15 protein-coding genes are annotated in these 19009 nt (G+C 72.9%); 14 read left to right on the forward strand and 1 reads right to left on the reverse strand.

Annotated features, from left to right (window positions below):
* The first annotated feature begins 20 nt into the window (after window positions 1-20).
* The 8 genes from ACFYQA_RS34740 to ACFYQA_RS34775 all read left to right on the forward strand — a co-directional run bounded on the left by ACFYQA_RS34740 (window position 21) and on the right by ACFYQA_RS34775 (window position 11854).
* Window positions 21-1655 carry a nitroreductase family protein gene (locus tag ACFYQA_RS34740; RefSeq protein ID WP_388926654.1) on the forward strand — a complete coding sequence of 545 codons (1635 nt, stop codon included), beginning with the start codon at window positions 21-23 and terminating at the stop codon, window positions 1653-1655.
* A 19-nt stretch (window positions 1656-1674) separates the two neighbouring features.
* Window positions 1675-4497 carry a lantibiotic dehydratase gene (locus ACFYQA_RS34745; protein WP_388926657.1) on the forward strand — a complete coding sequence of 941 codons (2823 nt, stop codon included), beginning with the start codon at window positions 1675-1677 and terminating at the stop codon, window positions 4495-4497.
* A complete protein-coding gene (locus tag ACFYQA_RS34750) occupies window positions 4485-5615 on the forward strand; it encodes a lantibiotic dehydratase C-terminal domain-containing protein (protein ID WP_388926660.1) in 1131 nt (376 codons plus the stop codon). The genes ACFYQA_RS34745 and ACFYQA_RS34750 overlap by 13 nt, the downstream gene beginning before the upstream one ends.
* A complete protein-coding gene (locus ACFYQA_RS34755) occupies window positions 5612-6760 on the forward strand; it encodes a metalloprotease (protein ID WP_388926663.1) in 1149 nt (382 codons plus the stop codon). The genes ACFYQA_RS34750 and ACFYQA_RS34755 overlap by 4 nt, the downstream gene beginning before the upstream one ends.
* A gap of 46 nt (window positions 6761-6806) precedes the next feature.
* Entirely contained in the window at window positions 6807-7769 is a 963-nt protein-coding gene (locus ACFYQA_RS34760) for an ATP-binding cassette domain-containing protein (protein ID WP_388926666.1), read from the forward strand.
* Window positions 7766-8521: an ABC transporter permease gene (locus ACFYQA_RS34765; RefSeq protein ID WP_388926669.1), complete on the forward strand. Its 756-nt coding sequence runs from the start codon at window positions 7766-7768 to the stop codon at window positions 8519-8521. Before ACFYQA_RS34760 ends, ACFYQA_RS34765 begins: the two co-directional genes overlap by 4 nt.
* Window positions 8518-10473, forward strand: coding sequence for a TOMM precursor leader peptide-binding protein (locus ACFYQA_RS34770; protein WP_388926672.1), 1956 nt, complete (start codon window positions 8518-8520; stop codon window positions 10471-10473). Before ACFYQA_RS34765 ends, ACFYQA_RS34770 begins: the two co-directional genes overlap by 4 nt.
* A gap of 70 nt (window positions 10474-10543) precedes the next feature.
* Window positions 10544-11854 carry an amidohydrolase gene (locus ACFYQA_RS34775; protein WP_388926675.1) on the forward strand — a complete coding sequence of 437 codons (1311 nt, stop codon included), beginning with the start codon at window positions 10544-10546 and terminating at the stop codon, window positions 11852-11854.
* 816 nt (window positions 11855-12670) lie between these two features.
* Here the strand turns inward: ACFYQA_RS34775 and ACFYQA_RS34780 are convergent.
* The gene (locus tag ACFYQA_RS34780; protein WP_388926678.1) at window positions 12671-13882 is read right to left on the reverse strand and encodes a cysteine desulfurase-like protein; all 1212 of its coding nucleotides are present in this window, start codon (window positions 13880-13882) and stop codon (window positions 12671-12673) included.
* A gap of 341 nt (window positions 13883-14223) precedes the next feature.
* Here ACFYQA_RS34780 and ACFYQA_RS34785 point away from each other — a divergent pair, with 341 nt between their 5' ends.
* From ACFYQA_RS34785 to ACFYQA_RS34810, 6 genes are all read left to right on the forward strand, one after another.
* Complete coding sequence (locus ACFYQA_RS34785; protein WP_388926681.1) at window positions 14224-14448, forward strand: hypothetical protein; 225 nt, start codon at window positions 14224-14226, stop codon at window positions 14446-14448.
* A gap of 356 nt (window positions 14449-14804) precedes the next feature.
* The gene (locus tag ACFYQA_RS34790; RefSeq protein ID WP_388926684.1) at window positions 14805-15146 is read left to right on the forward strand and encodes a PadR family transcriptional regulator; all 342 of its coding nucleotides are present in this window, start codon (window positions 14805-14807) and stop codon (window positions 15144-15146) included.
* The gene (locus ACFYQA_RS34795; protein WP_388926687.1) at window positions 15143-16045 is read left to right on the forward strand and encodes a hypothetical protein; all 903 of its coding nucleotides are present in this window, start codon (window positions 15143-15145) and stop codon (window positions 16043-16045) included. The genes ACFYQA_RS34790 and ACFYQA_RS34795 overlap by 4 nt, the downstream gene beginning before the upstream one ends.
* Before the next feature lie 120 nt (window positions 16046-16165).
* The gene (locus ACFYQA_RS34800) at window positions 16166-16990 is read left to right on the forward strand and encodes a DUF4184 family protein (protein ID WP_388926690.1); all 825 of its coding nucleotides are present in this window, start codon (window positions 16166-16168) and stop codon (window positions 16988-16990) included.
* 215 nt (window positions 16991-17205) lie between these two features.
* Window positions 17206-17448 carry a hypothetical protein gene (locus ACFYQA_RS34805; protein ID WP_388926693.1) on the forward strand — a complete coding sequence of 81 codons (243 nt, stop codon included), beginning with the start codon at window positions 17206-17208 and terminating at the stop codon, window positions 17446-17448.
* 410 nt (window positions 17449-17858) lie between these two features.
* Entirely contained in the window at window positions 17859-18713 is an 855-nt protein-coding gene (locus ACFYQA_RS34810) for a CAP domain-containing protein (protein WP_388926696.1), read from the forward strand.
* The last annotated feature ends 296 nt before the right edge of the window (window positions 18714-19009 follow it).

A 19009-nucleotide genomic window follows, 5' to 3' on the forward strand; every position in this document is an offset into this window, starting at 1 on the left:
ACCGAGGAAAGGGGGATCCCGTGGGGTACGCCCATGAATACGCGCACGCCATCCTGCACCGCGGGCGCGTCCCGATGGAGCCCACCGACCACGTCGTGAACTGGGACGACGGTCCGCGCAAGGGCAAGCACTACCCGCACGCCGAGGCGTTCGCCCTGCCCGCCACCGAGGACCTCGCCGATGTCCCCATCGCACCGGGGCTGCTGCCCGGCACCGTCCCGGTGCGGGACGGCGACGCCGCCCGCGGCTTCAGTCTGCCGCTGCTGTCGGCGATGCTCCAGGACTCCTACGGGCTGACCGGGCGCCGCCTGGGCATCCAGGCCAACACCGACCTGCCCGGTCTGCCGTTCTACACGCACGCCAACTGGTCGCGCGGCACCGCGGGCGGCGGGGGCCTGTACCCGGTGAGCATCCACTGGGCGTCCGGTGCTTCCGGCCCCCTCACCCCCGGCCTGCACTACTACGACATCCACCGGCACGCCCTGCAGCGGCTGCTGGCCGGCGACGTCACCGACCGGGTCCGCCGGGCACTGGGCCCGGACGCGCCCGCCGAGGCCCTCGACACCGACCAGTACCTGATCCTCGGCGTCAAGTACTGGCAGAACTCCTTCAAGTACAACAGCTTCTCCTTCCACGTGGTCTCCACCGACGTCGGCACCCTGGTGCACACCTGGCGGATCTGGGCCGCCGCACGGGGGCTGCGTCTCGCCCCCGTGATGTGGTTCGACGAGCCCCGACTGAACGAGCTGCTCGGGGTGGGGGGCGAGGAGGAGACCGTGTTCGCGGTCGTGCCGCTGCACTGGGACGCGCCGGCGTCCTCGCGGGCCCCGGCCCTCGACGACGCCCCGCGCACCGACCCGGCCCACCGGCCCTCCGTCCGGCACCGGGACGTCGAACGCTCCCGCACCCTGCTGGACTTCACCGCGCTGCGCGAGATGCACTCCGCGACCCTGGCCGGCGCCGCCGACCGACCCGCCCCCGGGGCGCTGGCGGCCGCCGCGGCCCTGCCCGCCGATGCCGGCGGCGACCGGGTGGAGCTGCCCGCTCCCGCCTTCCCCGGCACCGGCCTGCGCCGCACCCTGCGCGACCGGCGCTCCAGCTTCGGCCGGTTCGACGCCCGGCGCCGGGTGACCGGGGAGCACCTGTCGGCGGTACTGGCGGCCTGCGCCGGGACCCGGCTGGCGGGCGACACCGACCCGGCCGACGAGGTCCGGCCGGCCCGGATGTACGCCTTCGTCAACCACGTCGAGGGCGTGGAGCCGGGGGCGTACGTCTACGACGCCGAACGCGGCGACCTGCGGCTGGTGGCCGCCGGCCCGCAGGGCTCCTTCCTGCAGGAGAACTACTTCCTGGCCAACTACAACCTGGAGCAGGCCGGGGTGGTGCTCGTGCCCACCGTGCGGACCACCGCCGTGCTGGACGCCGTCGGCGACCGTGGCTACCGGCTGGCCGTCGGCACCGCCGGCGCCGTCGCGCAGAGCTTCTACCTGGCGGCGTCCGCCCTGAGTCTGGGCGCCGGTGTGGCGCTCGGTTTCGACAACGTCTCCTTCGTCGAGCGGCTCGGCCTGGCGGACGGGGACGAGGCCCCCCTGCTCATCATGGCCCTCGGTCACGAACGGCCCGGGTCCGCCGACTTCCGCCACGAGATCGCCTGACGGCCGCGAAGGAATGTTCATGATCCCGATAGATTCCGGTTCCCCGGACACCCTCCCGGAGCCCGCAGTCCCCGGCGCCCACTGGGAACTCGGCCGGCGCTTCGTGCTGCGCGCCGCCGGTCTGCCCGTCGAGGCCGTGCACGGCCTGCGTTGCCCCGGCACCCGCTGCTGGGCCGACACCGTGCTGGACGAGGAGGAACGCCTGACTGCCGCCGGTGCGGCGCTGAGCGATCTGCTGCACACCCTGGTCAAGTCGACCACCGGCCCCGAGGAGGACCCGGGTGACGCCGCCGCCCGCCGAGGCCTGATCAACCTGCGGCGGCAGATCTTCAACAACCGGCTGCCGGCCGACCCCGCGGCCGCCGTCCGCCTGGTGGCGGAACGGGACCCGCGCACCGGGCGGCTCACCGAGGAGTGGCTGCGCGACCGTGCCCGCCTGGAGGAGCTCCGGGCCGAGGGCACCGACCTGCTCGCCGGTGAACTGCGGGAGAACCGCCGCGCGTTGCGCGAGGTGCTGGCCGACGACCGGCTGCGCCTCGGTCTGCTCCTCGCTTCCCCCGCCCTCGACGGACGGCTGGACACCTACCTGCGCGACACCAGCGCGCGGCCGGGCAACCGCCTGCGCAAGATCGAGCGGTCCGCGCTGACCTACCTGTACCGCACGGCCTGCAAGACCAGCCCCTTCAGCACCTTCACCGGTATCGGGCTGGGCACCTTCGCCGACAGCCCCGCGGACGACGGGGCGGCGCTGCGCACCGGCGAGGACTGGGTGAGCCACGTACGGCTCAATGTGGTGGCCCTGGCCCGGCTCACCGAACTGATCATGTCCGACCCCGGTCGCCGCCAGGACCTGCCGGTGGTCCTCTCGCCGGGCTGGGGACGTGACGCCGACCGTATCCGCTACGTGCGCCACGTGCTGGCCGCGGGCGACGACAGCGCCGCGGTCACCTTCGACGCGGTCCGCGACCGGCTGTTCTTCCTGCGCAGCAGCGGAACCCTGGAGCGGCTGCTGGAGTGGCTCGGCGGACACGCGCAGCCGGTGCGCCACCGGGACCTGGTGGCCTGGCTGGAGAGCGAGCACGACGCGGGACACGAGGCGTGCGAACGGTACGCCTCGGCTTTGCTGGACCTCGGCATGGTGCAGGTACCGGTGCTCCGCGCGGACGTGCACGACCGCGACCCGCTGCGCTCCTACCAGGACGCCCTGCGTTCGCTGGGGGCCGCCTGGGCCGACCGGCTGGCCGGCCTGCTGGACGGCCCGGCCGACTGCCTCGCCCGCTACCCCGGGGCCGGTGTCGGCGAACGCCGTGCCCTGCTGGGCACCCTGCGCGCCGGGCTCCTCGACGCCCAGCGGGAACTGGGGGCGGCCGGACCGGCTCTCCCGCAGACCCTGGTGTACGAGGACGTGGACACCGGTGACGTGTCCACGTGCGCGTCCGCCGTACTCGGCGGGGACACCGGACGGGCCCTGCGCGCCGTCGAGGGCGTCCTGCCGCTGTTCGACCTGACACTGCCGCAGCGCATCACCCTCATGGGCTTCTTCATCGCCCGCTACGGCCGCGGCGGCCGGTGCGACGACCTGCTCGGCCTGGTCCACGACTTCCACGAGGACTTCTTCGACCAGTACATCTCCTTCACCTCCAAGCGGGTCTCCTTCGACGACCAGGGTGCCTACGTGCCCGAGGAGAACTGGCTGGGGCAGAGCGAGCTGAAGTCGCTCGACCGGGCCCGCCGCCACTTCCACGCGGGGATGAGCACCCTGTGGCGGGACGGCGCGGAGCGCGACGCCGAGGAGATCGAGCTTCCCTCCGCCCTGCTGTCCGAGACCGCCGATGAACTCGACGGGATCACCGGCCACTTCACCCCACAGAGCCACCACCTGCAGCTGTCCCGGCCCGAGGGCGGCCGGCCCCTGGTGGTGCTCAACAAGTCGTACGGCGGACTGGCCTTCCCCTTCAGCCGGTTCACCCACCTCTACGACGGCGCCTCCCCGGACGGCGACCCGGCCTCACCCGGATTCTGCGAGGCGCTGCGCGCGGAGATGGCGGCCCGCTGCCCGGACGGCGCCGTCCTCGCGGAGGTCACCGGCGGTCCGGTCACCAGCAACCTCAACCTGCACGGACGGCTGACCGGCTATCAGATCGTGTGCCCCGGCGAGACCAGCACCGTGCCCGAGGAGGAGCGGATCCACCTGGACGACCTCTACGTCGTCCACGACGAGGCGGCCGGCCGGCTGGTGCTCCGCTCCCGCCGCCTCGGCCGCGAGGTCGTGCCGGTGTACCTCGGCTACCTCGTGCCGATCGCACTCCCGGAGATCCCGCGCAGCCTGCTGCTCCTCTCCCCCAGCACCATGGCGCCCTTCGACGTCTGGGCGGGGGTGCCCGAGGGCGAGGCGGTCGACGGCGTCACCCGCAGGCCCCGGGTCACACACGGGAACGTGGTGGTCGGCCGGCGCACCTGGACGGCGGACGCCGAGGTCCTGCCGGTCCGCTCCCAGGGCTCGGGCGAGGAGGAGCACTACCTGGAGTACCGGCGCTGGCAGCGCGCCCACGGCCTGCCGGACCGCTGCTTCGCCACGGTCTCCCACCCCGGCCAGGGCCCCATCGGGGCCAAACCCGTCTACGTCGACTTCGACAGCCCGCTGTGCCTGGCCACGTTCGACGCCCTGGTGGAGCGGAAGCCCGGTACCCGGGTGGCCTTCCGGGAGATGCTTCCCGCCGAGGACGGCCTCCACCTCACCTCCCGGCGCGGCCGACACGTCGCCGAACTCGCCGTGGAGACCTTCACCACCCGTCAGCAGCCGCAGTCCGACCAGGAGGTCGCACCGTCATGTCCGAACTGACCGAACCCGCGGCCTTCCGGCCCGCCCCGGGCACCGCCGCCTCGCCGTGGCTGGCCCTGCACATCTTCTACGCCGCCAACCCCCAGCCGCTGCTGGTGAAGTGCGTCCGTCCGCTGGTGGACCGGCTCACCGAGGAGGGGTTGCTGTCGGGCTACTTCTTCATCAACTACTGGCTGGAGGGCCCGCACGTCCGGCTGCGGCTACGGCCGAGCGGTCCGAAGGCCGAGGCCGAGGTGCGCCGCCGTGCCGAGGAGGCGATCAGCGGCTTCCTGAAGTCCCGCCCCGCCCTGTACGAGGTCGACTCGGGTTTCCTGAAGGACTTCTACAACTCCCTGTTCGACATCGAGTTCCCCGGTGAGGACCGCGCCGCGTACATGGGCCCGGACGGCCGGATGAACCTCAGACCGAACAACTCGTTCTCCTACGAGGTCTACGCCCCCGAGTACGCCAAGTACGGCGGACCGGCCGGAGTCGAGCTCGCCGAATGGCACTTCCGGCAGTCCAGCGATCTCGTGCTGGAGGCGTACCGGAGCATGAACCTGCACCTGCGGACGGTGCTGCTGGGCACCTCCGCGCAGCTGATGATGGTGATGGCCGGCTGCTTCCTGCCCGAGGAGGAGCGGCTCGCGGACTACCTGGACTCCTACTACGACTTCTGGCACCGGCTCTTCCCCGGCACCGGTTTCATCGGGTCCAGCGAGTACGAGCGCACCTACGAGCGGGAGGCACCCGCCCTCGGTGCCCGTTTCGCCCAGGTTCGGCAGACGGTGGCGAGCGGTGACCTGTCCCGGCTGCCGGTGTTCCTGCGCCGCTGGGCCGAGCACTGCCTGGAGCTGCGCGAGCGGGTGGTGGACCTCACCGCGCGCGGCGAACTCGCCTTCCCGGCCTGGGACGGCCCGGCCCGTGAGGACGCCGGCCAGGTGCGTGCCGAGGACCCCGACGCGGCCCCGCTGGTGACGGTCACGCATGCCCCGGCGGTGCTGCCCCGCCTCCTCTCGCCGTACATGCACATGACCAACAACCGGCTGCACGTGACCATCCGGGACGAGGCGTACCTGGCCTTCGTCCTGGGCCGGGTGCTGCGCGAGCCGGCCGAGGGACGGCAGGCGGCCTCATGAGCACCACCGACCGCGCCGGCACCACCGGCGGCGGCCCGGCCGCGGACCGGGCCGCCGCCGCCCGGGCCTACCGGCCCGCTCTGCGGCAGGGTGTGCTGATCAGTCCGGCGCTGCTGCGCGGCCCGCGCACCGTCCACCTGATCAAGCACCCGGTCAGCGGCGCCGCGTTCGAGGTGGGCCCGCGCGAGCACTTCGTCATCGGCCTGCTCGACGGGACACGGAACGTCGACGACGTGGTGGCCGCGTATGCGGAACGCTTCCGGCGCAGGCTGCCGGAGGAGCAGTGGACGCGGCTCCTGGGTCTGCTGGGCACCCGGGGTCTGCTCGACGGTTCCCCGGAGCCCGCGCCGCCGGAGCCCGGCCCGGCCCGTACCGGCACGTTCTGGGCGGGCAGTCGGCGGACCGTCGCCGACGCCCACGCGACGACGGGTCGCCTGCACCGGCTGCTGCGACCGGTGCTGCGCCCCTGGGCGCAACTGCCGGTGGCCGCGGCCGTCGTGGTGATGACCGTCGCCGTCCTCTGGGACGCGGGGGCGTTCCTCGACGGGGTGTGGGAGCTGCTCACCAGCCCCCTGGCGCTCGTCCCGTTCGCGGTCTTCCTCTGGTTCAGCATCTGCCTGCACGAGCTCGCCCACGGCGTCGCCGCCCGGCACTACGGCGGCGTGGTGTCCGAGATCGGGCTGCGCTGGCGGTTCCCGGCCATGATGATGTACTGCACGGTCGACAACTACCTGTTCCTGCCCGGCCTGCGGGCGAAGCTGGTGGTCGCCGCCGCGGGCGCCTACGTCAACCTGGCACTCCTGCTGCCCTTCGCCCTGTGGTGGGCGCTCCTGGACCCGGCCGACTCTGCCCGCCCGGTGCTGACCGGGATGCTCTTCGTCGGCATCGTGCAGGCGCTGAGCAATCTGGTCCCACTGCCGCCGCTGGACGGCTACCGCATGCTCGGCCACACCCTGGGCGCCGCCAACCTCGCCCCGGAGACCGGCACGTACCTGACCCTGCGCCGCCGCGGGCGGGACGCCGTCGTCGCCTACCCGCCGCGCGCCCGCCGCCTGTACGCCTCCTACGCCGGCACGGCGGCCGCCCTGGTGCTCGTCGCGGCGGCCGGCACCTGCGCCGCCGTCGTGTGGCTGTTCCTCCGATGACGCTCCGACCCCGAAAGAACACGCAACTCATGAATGAGGTACCCGTATGAGCTCCCCCTCCCCCACCACGGACCACGGAGCCCAACCGGCCGTCGTGGTCGACGACGTGACCAAGAACTACGGCAGCCGGCGGGCGGTCGACGGGGTCTCTCTGGACATCCGGCGCGGTGAGTTCTTCGGGTTGCTGGGCCCCAACGGGGCGGGCAAGTCCACCCTGGTGGAGATCATGGAAGGGCTGCGCCGGGCCGACTCCGGCTCGGTCACGGTGTTCGGCGAGTCGACCTGGCCACGCAACACCGGCCTGCTGCCGCGCATGGGCGTGCAGACCCAGTCCTCGGCCTTCTTCGTACGGCAGACCGTGCACGAGCACCTGCGCACCGTCGCGGCGCTGTTCGGCACCGACCGTGCGGCCGTCGACCGCACCCTGGAGGCCGTGGGCCTGGGCGACCAGCACGACGTCCGGGTCGACGACCTCTCCGGGGGCCAGCGGCAGCGGCTCGCCATCGCCTCCGCGCTGGTCCACGGCCCCGAACTGATCTTCCTCGACGAACCGACCGCCGCGCTGGACACGGAGGGCCGGCGCGACCTGTGGGAGGTGCTGCGCGGGCTGAAGGCGGCGGGCCGGACCATCGTCTACACCACCCACCACCTGGACGAGGCGGAAGCGCTCTGCGACCGGGTGGGCATCCTGGTGGACGGCCGGCTCGTGGTCACCGACGAACCGCAGAGCCTGATCGGGAACTCCGGCGCCACCAGCCGGCTGCTGGTCCCGCTCGGCCGGATCGACGAGGAGCAGGCCGCCGGCCTGCCGGGTGTGGAGGGCGTCGCGGTTCAGGGAGGGCACCTCGTCCTGCAGACCCGCGCCACCGGCCGGGTCCTCGCCGCCCTCGACCCCCTCACCGGCCTGGACGGCGTGCAGACCCGCACTCCCAGCCTCGAGGACGTCTACCTCGAGCTCACCGCCCGGCCGAAGTCCCCCCTCGCATCGAACCACCAGGAGCAGTCATGAGCGCCTACTCCGCGCTGACCGCGGCGGGCTACCGCGCCCAGGTCCGGGACAAGACGACCGTCTTCTTCACCTTCGCCTTCCCGCTGATCTTCCTCGTCGTCTTCGGTCTCGTCTTCCGCGGTCGCAGCGTCGAGGAGAGCGGTTTCTCCTACCTGTCCTACACGGCCGCCGGGGTGCTCTCCTGGGGCGTCGCCAACGCCGCCGTCTTCGGCATCGGATTCACACTGATGCAGTGGCGCTCGGACGACATCCTGCGCATGATCCGGCTGTCCCCCGCCCCGCTGACCGCCGTCATCGGTTCCCGGTACGTGCTCGCCCTGGGCGTGGGCCTGGTGCAGTCGGTGCTGTTCGTCGGGGTGGCGATGCTTCCGGGCTTCGACCTGGTGCCCGACTCCCGGTGGCCGATGCTGATCCCCGTCATGATCCTCGGCACCACCACGTTCCTGCTGCTCGGCGTGATCATCGGCAGCATCGCCGACACCCCGGAGTCGGTGGCCGGCATCGCCAACTTCCTGATGCTGCCCATGGCGTTCCTGTCCGGTTCGTTCTTCCCGCTGGACGCCATGCCGGACTGGCTGCAGAAGGTCTCGATGGTCCTGCCGCTGCGCTACCTCAACGACGCGGTGTCGGCCGCGCTGACCGGCCGCGGCGATCTGTCGGACATCGGCTGGGGTTCCCTCGGGCTCGTCGCGTTCGCCGTGGTCTTCGGTGCCGTCGCGGCCCGCACCTTCCGCTGGACGAAGTCCTCATGAGCACCGCGACCCTGCCGCTCGCGCACCCGATGGCACGGGCCCGCGATGCCCTGCAGGCAGCCCTGGACGACCACTTCGGCGCCGACGACGCCCCCCGGGTGGTCCCGGTGGGCGCCGTCGGCGCGGGCGGCCCTCAGGCCCGGGAGCGGGACCCCTGGGCCGCGGACCGCCCCACCGCGCTGGTCCACGTCACCGCCTCGGCGGTGCTGTTCGGCCCGTGGGGCGGCGACGGGACCGCTCCCGCCTGCGGCCGCTGCCTGGCCCTGCGCTGGCAGCGGCTGCGCAGCCGCAGCGAACGCAACGCCCTGGAGACCGCCGGGCCCGACGGGCCCCGCCCCGCCGGGGCCTGGCCGGTACTCACCGGCCACGTCCGGGACACCGTGACCGCGCTGTGCGAGGCACTGCTGCGCGGGCCGCTCCCTGCTCCCCCGGCGGAGCATCCGGCGGACCGCGCCCTGCCGCAGGTGACCCGGCTGGACCTGGCGAACCTGACGATCCGGACGTATCCGCTGCTCGCCGACCCGCTCTGCCCGGACTGCGGCCGCAGCGCCCCGGCGACGGCCGGCGTCGAGCCGCTCGTCCTCGCCCCGCGCCCCAAGCCGGACCCGGACACCTACCGGCTGCGCTCGGCCTTCTCCTACCCGCTGCCCACCGACGCCCTGGCCAACCCGGTCTGCGGCGCCCTGGGGGCCGGCACCTGGACCGACGTCACCTCGTCGACCACCGCCCCGGTGGCCGGCAGTGCCTTCGTCCGGGGCTATGCGGGACTGCACGACGTCACCTGGAGCGGGCAGGAGAACTCCTTCGCCACCAGCCGCCGCCTGGCGTTCCTGGAGGGCCTGGAACGGTACGCGGGCACCCACCGGCGCGGGGGCCGCGCGCCGGTCGTCGGCTCCTACGAGGAGCTGCGGGCCGACGCGGTCGACCCCGAGGTGTGCGGGCTGTACAGCCCTCAGACCTACCGGGACGACCCGCTGACCGACCCCTTCGACCCGGGCCGGGCCATCCCCTGGGAATGGGGCTGGTCGCTGCGGGACGAACGTCCGGTGCTGGTGCCGTCGCGGCTGGTCTACTACAGCGCGCCGCTGGCCGGCGACAACTTCGTCTTCGAGTGCTCCAACGGCTGCGCCATCGGCGGCTGCCTGGAGGAGGCCGTCCTGGGCGGCCTCCTCGAACTCGTCGAGCGGGACTCCTTCCTGAACGGCTGGTACGGCGCCGCCCGGCTGCCCCGTGTCGACCTGACCACGGTGGGCAGTCCCACGGCCGTCGCGATGGCCGAGCGGGCTGCTCTGCAGGGCTACGACGTCCACGTCTTCGACAACCGGATCGACCTGGCGATCCCGGCCGTCACCGTGGTCGGCGTACGCCGGGACGGCGGACCGGGCACCCTGTCCTTCGCCGCGGCGGCCTCCCTGGACCCGAGGTCGGCGGTCGAGGGGGCCCTGTCGGAAGTGCTGAGCTACATCCCGCACCTGTCCCGGCAGACCGCCGAACGCCGGGACGAGCTGGAGGCTATGGCGGACGACTTCTTCCTGGTGCGCCATCTGAAGGACCACCCCCAGCTGTACGGGCTGCCCCGGATGTCCGCGTACGCGCGGACCTATCTGGAGCCGTCCCCGGCCCGTCCCTTCGACGAGGTGTACGGGGACTGGGAGCGCCACGGCCGGCCGCGCACCGGCGACCTGCTGGACGACGTCGCGGTGGTGCGGGACGAACTGGTCGCGGCGGGCCACGACGTGATCGTCGTCGACCAGACCTCGCCGGAGCAGGAGCGGGCGGGGCTGCGCACGGTCGCCACCGTGGTGCCGGGGCTGTTGCCGATCGACTTCGGCTGGAACCGGCAGCGGGCCCTGCTCATGCCCCGGCTGCGGACGGCGCTGCGCCGCGGCGGGCACCGGGACGGCGACCTGACCGACGCGGACGTCGTGCGGGCCCCGCATCCCTTCCCCTGAATCCGTCCGTCCTCCTCCGGGTCCCCGCCGCGGCGCGGCGGGGACCCGGCCGTCCTTGCGGAGTTGGCCGATGAACCCGCCGTCCCACCTCTCTCCCGATCCCCCGGCATCCGGCGCCCCGGCCCCGGCCCCGGCCCCGGAAGGTCTCCTCGTCCGCGCCGGGGAGGTACTGCGGCCCGCCCTCGACCTGTACCTGGACCTGCACGCGCATCCGGAGACATCCGGGCGGGAGGAGCGCACCGCCGATCGTTTCGCCCGGTCGCTGGAGGCGGCCGGCTGCGCGGTGACCCGGCGGGTGGGCGGCCACGGCGTGGTCGGCGTCCTGCGCAACGGGGACGGTCCCCGGGTGTGGCTGCGGGCCGAACTCGACGCGCTCCCGGTCGAGGAGCGGACCGGACTGCCGTACGCCGGCCGCAACGGCGCCATGCACGCCTGCGGCCACGATCTGCACATGGCCGCGGCCACCGGCGCGGCCGCTCTGCTGGCCGGCCTGGCCGACCGGTGGCGGGGCACCCTGGTGCTGGTGGGGCAGCCCGCCGAGGAGACGCTGAGCGGGGCCGAGGCCATGCTGGGTGACGGACTGTACGACCGGTTCGGCCGGCCCGATGTCGTGCTGGCCCAGCACGCCGCACCGCTGCCCGCGGGTACGGTCGCGCACGCGCCGGAGCGGGTGCCGATGGCGGCGGCCGGCGCGGTGCTCGACGTCCTGCTGTACGGGCGGGGCGGCCACGTCGCCACCCCGCACCTGGCGGTGGACCCGGTGGTGGCCGCGGCCTCGGTGGTGACCCGGCTCCAGGGCGTCGTGGCCCGCGAGACCGCGCCCGCCGACCAGGTGACCCTGACGGTGGGCACCCTGCGGGCCGGGACCGCCGCCAACGTCATCCCCGACGAGGCCCGGCTGGGGATCGCGCTGCGTGCGGCGAACGAGACTTCCCTGGAGCGGGCGTTGTCCGCGGTGCGCCGCGTCGTCCTCGCGGAGAGCGCCGCCGCGGGGGCGCCGCGCGAGCCGGAGGTGACGGTCGCCTCCCGTTCGGCGGCCCTGCTGTGCGACCCACGGCCCACCGCCTCCGTACGGCGGGCCCACACCGCGCTCCTGGGCGCCGGACGGGTGCTGGACTGGCCCGGCTCGATGGCCACCGAGGACTTCCCGCTGTTCGGGGACGCCGGCACCCCCGTCCACGGCCTGCACGGAGTCCCGTTGGTCTACTGGATGCTGGGGACGGTGGGCGCGCGGGAGTGGCACCGGGCGGTGGCGGGCGGTCCCGAGGCCGCGCCGGCCCCGAACCATTCCCCGTTCTTCGCCCCGCACATCGGGAGCGCCCTGCGGCCCGCGATCGGCGCGCTGGCGGCCGCGGCGGTGGACCGGTTCGCCGACGGGTGACGATCCACGGCCGGGCCCGGACCGGGCCGCCGCGTCACGCGCTCCGTGCGCCGGGCGGGCCGGGCAGCGGCCGGGACTGTCTTCACGGCCGTTCTGCCTGGGTCGGAAAGAAGCAGGTCCGGCTCCCGCCCGATGACGCGGAGGCGCCACCGAACCCATCGGCAGCCTCCTTCCCGTCCTCCGCTCGGCTCCGGAATCTCACTTGGCTGTCCCGAAAAGAGTGAGGCGCCGCCCCGACGGGGGCATGGGAATGGTCGGAGGCAGAACGTGCTGGACGATCTGCGTCAGGGCGGCTGTCCCTCCATGGGGCCCGCCCCGACTCCCGGAGGGAGTCGCGGGAGATGCGGACGTCGCGGGCGACGGTGGGGCCGACGTTCTCCATGACCGGCACGAGCCCCTTGGGGGAGGTCTGCGTCTTCTTTGTCACCGGAGGCGGTGGCGAGCCCCGTCGGAGTCCTCGACGTCTCACCGCCGACCGTGCACGAGCCCGTTGGCCTGTCCATCCGGTCGCGGAGGTGTACCGCGATCACTGATACGGCCTCGTTCGCACGTGGTTCGGTGTCCTGAACGCACCGATGACCTCGTGGGACGCGCGCCGCGGTCCTTTCGGCGGCGCACCGGACGCCTGTTCCAGGCGTCCCGCACGAAGCCGTGAGTCCGTCTCCCACAGCACCACATGCCGCAGTGCCGCTGGTGACTCTCGACGGCCCGTCGCCCGTACCGGACGACGGGCCGGTCCTCCGTTCGGTCCGCGTCACGTGCGGCCCGTGAGCCGCAGTCCGGCCGTCCGGGCATGCAGGATCCGTGAAGCGGGTGTCAGAAACGTCCGGCCAGGAAATCGGACAGACCGGTCAACAGCCGCTCCACATCTTCCGTGTTGTTGTAGGGGGCGAGGCCCACACGAAGCCCTCCGGTGTCCGAGAGACCGAGCCTGCGGGAGGCCTCGATCGCGTAGAACGACCCGGACGGCGCGTGGACACCGCGTTCCGAGAGGAACCGAGAGGCATCCGTCGTACTGCGACCGTCGACGGTCAGCAGCAGGGTGGGCGTACGGTCGGTGGCGTTGGAGTGGACCGTGACGCCGTCGAGGGCACTCAGTCCCTTGTCGATCCGGGCCCGCAGGTTTTCCTCGTGTCCCTCGAGCGCCGTGAACGCGGCGGCCAGTCGCTGACGCCGGGTGCCCGACGCGCGTGCGTCGAGTCCGGCGAGGAAGTCGACGGCGGCACGAGTACCCGCGAGGAACTCATAGGGCAACGTGCCGAGTTCGAAACGCTCCGGAACGACGTCGGTGGAGGGCAGCAGCTTGTCGGGACGCAGCGTCTCCAGCAACTCGGGCCGGGCGGCGAGCACTCCGTGGTGCGGACCGAGGAACTTGTACGGGGAGCAGGTGAAGAAGTCCGCGCCCAACTGCTCGACATCGACCAGGGAATGGGCGGTGTGGTGCACCCCGTCGACGTACATCAGCGCGCCCGCCTCGTGCACCGGGCGGGAGATCTCGGCGATCCGGGGACGCGTGCCGATCAGGTTGGAGGCGGCGGTCACGGCGACCAGCCGGGTGCGTTCCGAGAGCACCGCCCGGATGTCGTCGGCGGTCAGTTCCCCGGTAGCCGGATCGAAGTCGGCCCAGCGTACGGTGGCTCCGGCCCGGGCTGCGGCCTGGACCCAGGGACGGATGTTCGAGTCGTGGTCCAACCGGGTCACGACCACCTCGTCCCCCGGCGACCACGTCTCGGCAAGGGTGCGCGAGAAGTCGTAGGCGAGCTGCGTGGCGCTGCGCCCGAACACGATCCCGGCCGGGTCCGCTCCCAGGAGGTCGGCCAGCGCCTGCCGGCACCCGGTGACGATGCTCTCGGCGTTGCGCTCCCCGATCGCCCCGTGTCCCCGGTTCGACAGCGGGCTGCTCAGCGCGTCCGAGACGGCCTCGATGACGGGCCGGGGGGTCTGGGTGCCACCAGGGCCGTCGAAGTGGGCTGTCCCGGCGGCCAGCGCGGGGAACTGCGCGCGAATGGTTTCGACGTCGTACGTCACGAGAGCTCCTGTTCGTCCCAGGGTCCTCTCCCGCGGTTCCTGCCCGGGCGAGGTCCGAAGGAGAGCGCCCCGTGTGAGTGACTGCCCACCGGTCGGTCCTGTTCCCGATTCTGCCGCCCCTGGCCGGAGCAGGACAGGGGCTGACGATCACGAGTTGGGATCCGGCCTCGTCCCGCTCCGTGTCCGTCCCCGGGCAGGACGGCTCCCGGCGGTCGGCCCGTGTCCGTCCGCCTGCGCGTCCGACCGGTCTTCGAAGCAGGGCCGGCCGGCCCGGGGTCCAGATCCCGTGCTGCCCAAGGAGTCGTCGGGTCGGTATGTGGGCCCGACCACTCCGGACTGGCGTGAGACGGGACAGCGGCAGCAAGCAGCGCACCCCGAAGAAGATGACGCGCATGACGGGCGACCAGGGGGCCGTACTGACAGCGGCCGCCGATCAGGCGCTGGCGGACGGGCTTCGCTCCTCGCTCCGAGGTGAGGTGATCGACCGCGGGCACCCCGGCTACGACGAGGCCCGGGCCGTGTGGAACGGGCTGATCGACCGCCGCCCCGCGCTCATCGCCCGGTGATCCGGTACGGCGGACGTGGTCGAGGCGGTACGGGTCGCGCGCAAACACCGCCCCCTCGTCAGCATCCGCGGGGGCGGGCACCAGGCGGCGGGGTTGCAGGGCAGCGCCACGCCTGTGCGGCGCTGCCCTGCCGGGAACAGGTCGGTGAGCAGCGCCCCGGAAACCGCGTGGGCGATGGAAAACACGGCGGCCCCGACCACCGGGGCCGGCACGACCACAAGCATCCCGAGGAACGGCGGGATCGGCCATGGGGCACATCATCCGTCGAACGCCTCGGCCGGGACCCCGGCGTGCCGGGTGGAGGTGGCGTGGTCGACCGCGTCGAGACAGTCCGGCGGAGTGACTATCATCGTGGGATGAGTGAGCGTGCGATGCAGGAGCCCACGTTGCTGGTGCTGACAGCCCTCGCGGACGCGCCCCGGCACGGATATGCCATCGCGCAGGAGGTCAAGGCGATGACCGGCGGCCGTGTCGTGCTGCGTACGGGTGCTCTTTACGGGGCCCTGGACCGCCTGCTGGCCGAGGGCCTCATCGACGTCGAGCGCGAGGAGGTCGTCGACGGCCGGGCGCGGCGGATCTTCACCTTGTCGTCGTCGGGGCGGGAGCGGCTGGCGGCGGAGGCCGAGCGTCTGGCCGTGACGGCGAGGGAGGCCGCCCGCCGCCTGTCCGTCACGCGGCCGTCGGCGGCTGCCACATGATCGAGCGTGTGCTGCGGCTGTATCCCGCCGCCTACCGGCGGGCCCATGGCGGGGAGATCGCTGCGACCTATCGCGAGATGACCGCGGGCGAGCCGCCGAGCTCGCGGCTGCGAGAAGGCGCGGGTCTGGCGGCGCACGCGGTGCGGATGCGTATGGGGCTGGGGTCGGCCACTCGGGTCGCGCGGGTTCTCGCGCAGGCGTATCCCTTCGCCCTGGCCACCTCCGCCGCCGCCTGCGGCCTGTACCTTCTGCGCTGGTACGCCGGGGTGGTCGCCTCACCCACCCCGTTGTGGGTACAGCTCGGCACCGACCTGTCGGGGACGTGGGGTGTGCTGCTCGTCTCGTCGCTGATCGTGTTCGCGGGTGCGGCGTCGGCGCTGGCCGGCCGGTGGCGTACGGGGGTGCCCTGCACGGTGGCCGGGCTGCTCTCCTTCGCGGTGGCCGCGGTGGTCAGCGGGCCGGCGTTCGGTGACCCGGTCGTCACCCCGGCCGCGATGGTCCTGGCGGCGGCCGTGGTGCTCGCATGCCCGCCGGACCGGCGCCTGGAGAACACGTCGGCGGGGCGGGCGGGTCCGGCCGGTGCCGTGATCGCGCTCGTGGTCGTACCACGGGCCGCCATCGACGCGCACGCGGTGCCGTGGGTCAGCACCGATTACGGATGCTGGCCTCTACTGGTCCTCACCGCGGCCGGTGTCGTCCTGACCTGGCGCAGCGGATCACGAGGCGGCCGCGAGCTGGGAGCGATGGCCATGGCGTCCCCGCCTCTGCTCGCCCATGCCTATACGACAGCGTGGGGTGAGGCGACTGCTGCCGTGTTCCTGGCAGCCATGGTGGCGGCCATCGCGGTGATCGCTTTTCTGGCCGGCCGTCCGGGACGGACCGGACACGCCCGCCCCTGAACGGCTTCACACACCCTCGGCCGAGCATCCGTCCGGGCAGCGGCATCCATCACCGCCCGATAGTCCGTTTGACGTAGCATTCCGTTCAACGGACTGTCTGGTCCGTGCGAAAGGATGCCCATGCCGTTCACCCTGTCCCACCCCGCGGCTGTCCTGCCGTTGATGCGGCGGCCCTTCAGCCGGACCGCACTGGTCGCCGGGGCCGTCGCACCGGACATGCCCTACTTCGTCGGCACCGCGGGCCTGCCTGTCAACGCGCAGTCCTGGTACGAGCCCTTCCTCAACGCCACGACCACGCACACCGCCCTCGGCGCCGCCACCGTCACCCTGCCGTACGCCCTCGTGCTGTGGGGCCTGGCGCAAGCCGGCCGTCGCCCGCTGACGGCCCTGCTGCCGCTACCCGCCGCCCCGTCGTCACCCCGGACGGCCGGCACGCCGATACGGCGCGCCGGGTGGGTCGTCCTGTCCGTCCTGATCGGCATTGCCACGCACCTGGTCTGGGACTCCTTCACCGAGGTGGGCAGCCCCACCTGGGCGCGGACACTGCAGCACGCGAGCACGATCGGCGGCCTGGCCGTCATCGCGGTGTACATGTGGCGCGGACGGGCCCGCTTCCTCGGCGGTAAGGGCCGCACCGGACCCGGGAACGTGACGCGGCACCGTGTCCTGCTCGCAATGGCCCTGTTCACGGTCGCCGGTGCCGTCGCCCATGCCTGGTGGCGGCTCGCCGGCCCGGAGGCGGCGACCACCGGGCTGCCCCTGGGCGTCGTGATCGAAGGGATGCTGTCCGACGCGGCCAAAGGCGCGGGGGCAGGCCTGATCGGCGCCCTGGCCCTTCACATCGCCGCGTGGTGGATCCGTGAGGCCGCCACCGCAGTCCGCCCTCGCGGAAACACAGCCCGTTCGGTGTACGACGACACCCCGGGGGCGGACATCTCCGCTTGACTCGCCACCGGCCGGACCCGGCGATGGCGGCACTGCGCCCAGGGCGTCGCTGTCACGGGAAGCTCAGACGCCGCTGTCCGGCCCGCGGCGCCAAGCGGACGGGAGACAGGAGCCCGCCCCAGCCGTGACCGGCGTGCGCGGCCGTTCGACGGGTACCGCCCCGAGGGCGAGCTTCAGCACCCCGTGGCAGCTCGGCACCCAGCGCGGCCGGTGCAGTGGTCAACCGCGACGCAGTCATCGTGCGGCTGTTCCTGCGCGGTGAATCCGTCCTGGTCCTGGTGGGCACGGTCGACCCCGACCGGGCCGACCCGTACGCCGAGGGTTCGGCGATCGCCGATGCCCTGATCGTCGACGCCCTGTCCTCCGCCCTCGGTCGCCTCGAGGCGACCGAGGGCGCCGGGCACTGCCCACGCGACCAGTTCCCCGGCCTACAGGTGTCCATGGATCGCGCCCGGTGAGGACCGGCGACTCCGTCCTGCGTCCCGCGAGCGTGCCCCTCGGTCTCCGGCCCCATTCCGGAATGCGTGATTCCGTGACATCCGTCACGCCATGTCCCGATCTCTCCGGCCCGCTTAGTAGAGCCCGCTCCGACGACATAAAGGATTTGTCGGTCTTGCCATGACCGTGAGGCGGGCCGAGGCGGGGGGTGATCGGCTGGGGAACCGAGCGCCGCGGTTCCCCCGCCGGGCAAGGGGTTCTGACGAAGCGGCAGGCGTCCCGGAGGCCCGCCGCCAGCAGGTCGGCACGCTCTCCCGATCGCCGCAAGGGCCCCGCAGATCTACGAAGCGCAGTAGTGCGAAGGCCCTTTGCGCCCGGTGCCGGGCCATCCCAAGAATGACGAGCCTCCGGACAGCAGGGGTGAGGCCACATGGGAAAGCATCGTCATCAGAAGCGGTACCGGCGGGCGGCCGTCACAGCGGTCGCCATGAGCGCCATAGGCATACCCTCGGTCGCCATGGCCTGTGCCGACTGGCCCGGCAACGGACAACGGCAGCACCAGGACGCCGCCGCCCCGACCGCGGTCGCGGACAGGTGGGACGACACCGACCGGCACCACCAGCGGAACAACCGTCCGCACAACGAGCCCGCAGCGGCACCGTCGAACACACCGACCGCCACGGCCGGCCCTTCGAAGACCGGGACGCCGAAGCACAGCAACGCCAAGCCGTCGCACAAGCCGAAGAAGACGGCCGCCCCGGCATCCGCCTCCAAGCCCGCCACCACGGCCCCGAAGCCCACCACGGCCGCTCCAGAACCCACCACCGCGGCGCCGAAGCCCACCACGGCCGGACCCGAGCCCGCCACCGGCGCTTCGAGTCCCGCCGCGACGGGCGCCACCAAAGCCTCCGGAGCCGTCGCCAGGGTCGTGGAAATCGTCAACGCCGAGCGCGGCAAGGCCGGTTGCTCCCCGGTGAAGGTGAACACCACCCTGACCGCGGCCGCGCAGAAGCACAGCGAGGACATGGCGGCGAGCGGCAGCATGTCGCACACCGGCTCGGACGGATCCTCGCCCGACGACCGCATCACACGTGCCGGCTACAGCTGGAGCACCTACGGCGAGAACGTCGCCTACGGCTACTCCACTCCCGAACAGGTGATGGCCGGCTGGATGGCCAGCCCCGGTCACAAGGAAAACATACTCAACTGCGCGTTCAAGGAGATCGGTGTCGGTCTCGCGCAGCCCGGTGACTACTGGACCCAGGACTTCGGCACGGCCCGGTAGGCGCCGTAGTCCCGCACAAGCTCCTCGCGGAGCGCGTGGAGCAGGCGGTGGCGGAGAAAGTGCTGCGCCGGCCATAGGAGCAGGTTGCCGCTGTTACGCCCGCGACTGGGCCCTGCCGGACGGAGGAGCGCAACCAAGCTTCCTCCAGAGATGGTCGAACTTGGCGTGGAGAAGAACAACTGCCCCGTCGAAGGGGTACTCAGCCTCGATCCACCGCGTGATCTCTGATCGCGCGGTGTGATTGGTTTCGGGGTGGTTTTTCGGTTCCGGGCAGCATGCGTTTCCGGTTGGCCGCT

Source organism: Streptomyces sp. NPDC005774 (assembly GCF_042871645.1).
In the GTDB taxonomy this organism is placed as follows: domain Bacteria; phylum Actinomycetota; class Actinomycetes; order Streptomycetales; family Streptomycetaceae; genus Streptomyces; species Streptomyces pratens.

Bases quoted from the DNA above. Each gene is read 5' to 3' on its own strand.
- ACFYQA_RS34745 (WP_388926657.1), top strand. From the start codon at position 1,675: ATGATCCCGATAGATTCCGGTTCCCCGGACACCCTCCCGGAGCCCGCA.
- ACFYQA_RS34750 (WP_388926660.1), top strand. From the start codon at position 4,485: ATGTCCGAACTGACCGAACCCGCGGCCTTCCGGCCCGCCCCGGGCACC.
- ACFYQA_RS34755 (WP_388926663.1), top strand. From the start codon at position 5,612: ATGAGCACCACCGACCGCGCCGGCACCACCGGCGGCGGCCCGGCCGCG.
- ACFYQA_RS34760 (WP_388926666.1), top strand. From the start codon at position 6,807: ATGAGCTCCCCCTCCCCCACCACGGACCACGGAGCCCAACCGGCCGTC.
- ACFYQA_RS34765 (WP_388926669.1), top strand. From the start codon at position 7,766: ATGAGCGCCTACTCCGCGCTGACCGCGGCGGGCTACCGCGCCCAGGTC.
- ACFYQA_RS34770 (WP_388926672.1), top strand. From the start codon at position 8,518: ATGAGCACCGCGACCCTGCCGCTCGCGCACCCGATGGCACGGGCCCGC.
- ACFYQA_RS34775 (WP_388926675.1), top strand. From the start codon at position 10,544: ATGAACCCGCCGTCCCACCTCTCTCCCGATCCCCCGGCATCCGGCGCC.
- ACFYQA_RS34790 (WP_388926684.1), top strand. From the start codon at position 14,805: ATGAGTGAGCGTGCGATGCAGGAGCCCACGTTGCTGGTGCTGACAGCC.
- ACFYQA_RS34795 (WP_388926687.1), top strand. From the start codon at position 15,143: ATGATCGAGCGTGTGCTGCGGCTGTATCCCGCCGCCTACCGGCGGGCC.
- ACFYQA_RS34800 (WP_388926690.1), top strand. From the start codon at position 16,166: ATGCCGTTCACCCTGTCCCACCCCGCGGCTGTCCTGCCGTTGATGCGG.
- ACFYQA_RS34810 (WP_388926696.1), top strand. From the start codon at position 17,859: ATGGGAAAGCATCGTCATCAGAAGCGGTACCGGCGGGCGGCCGTCACA.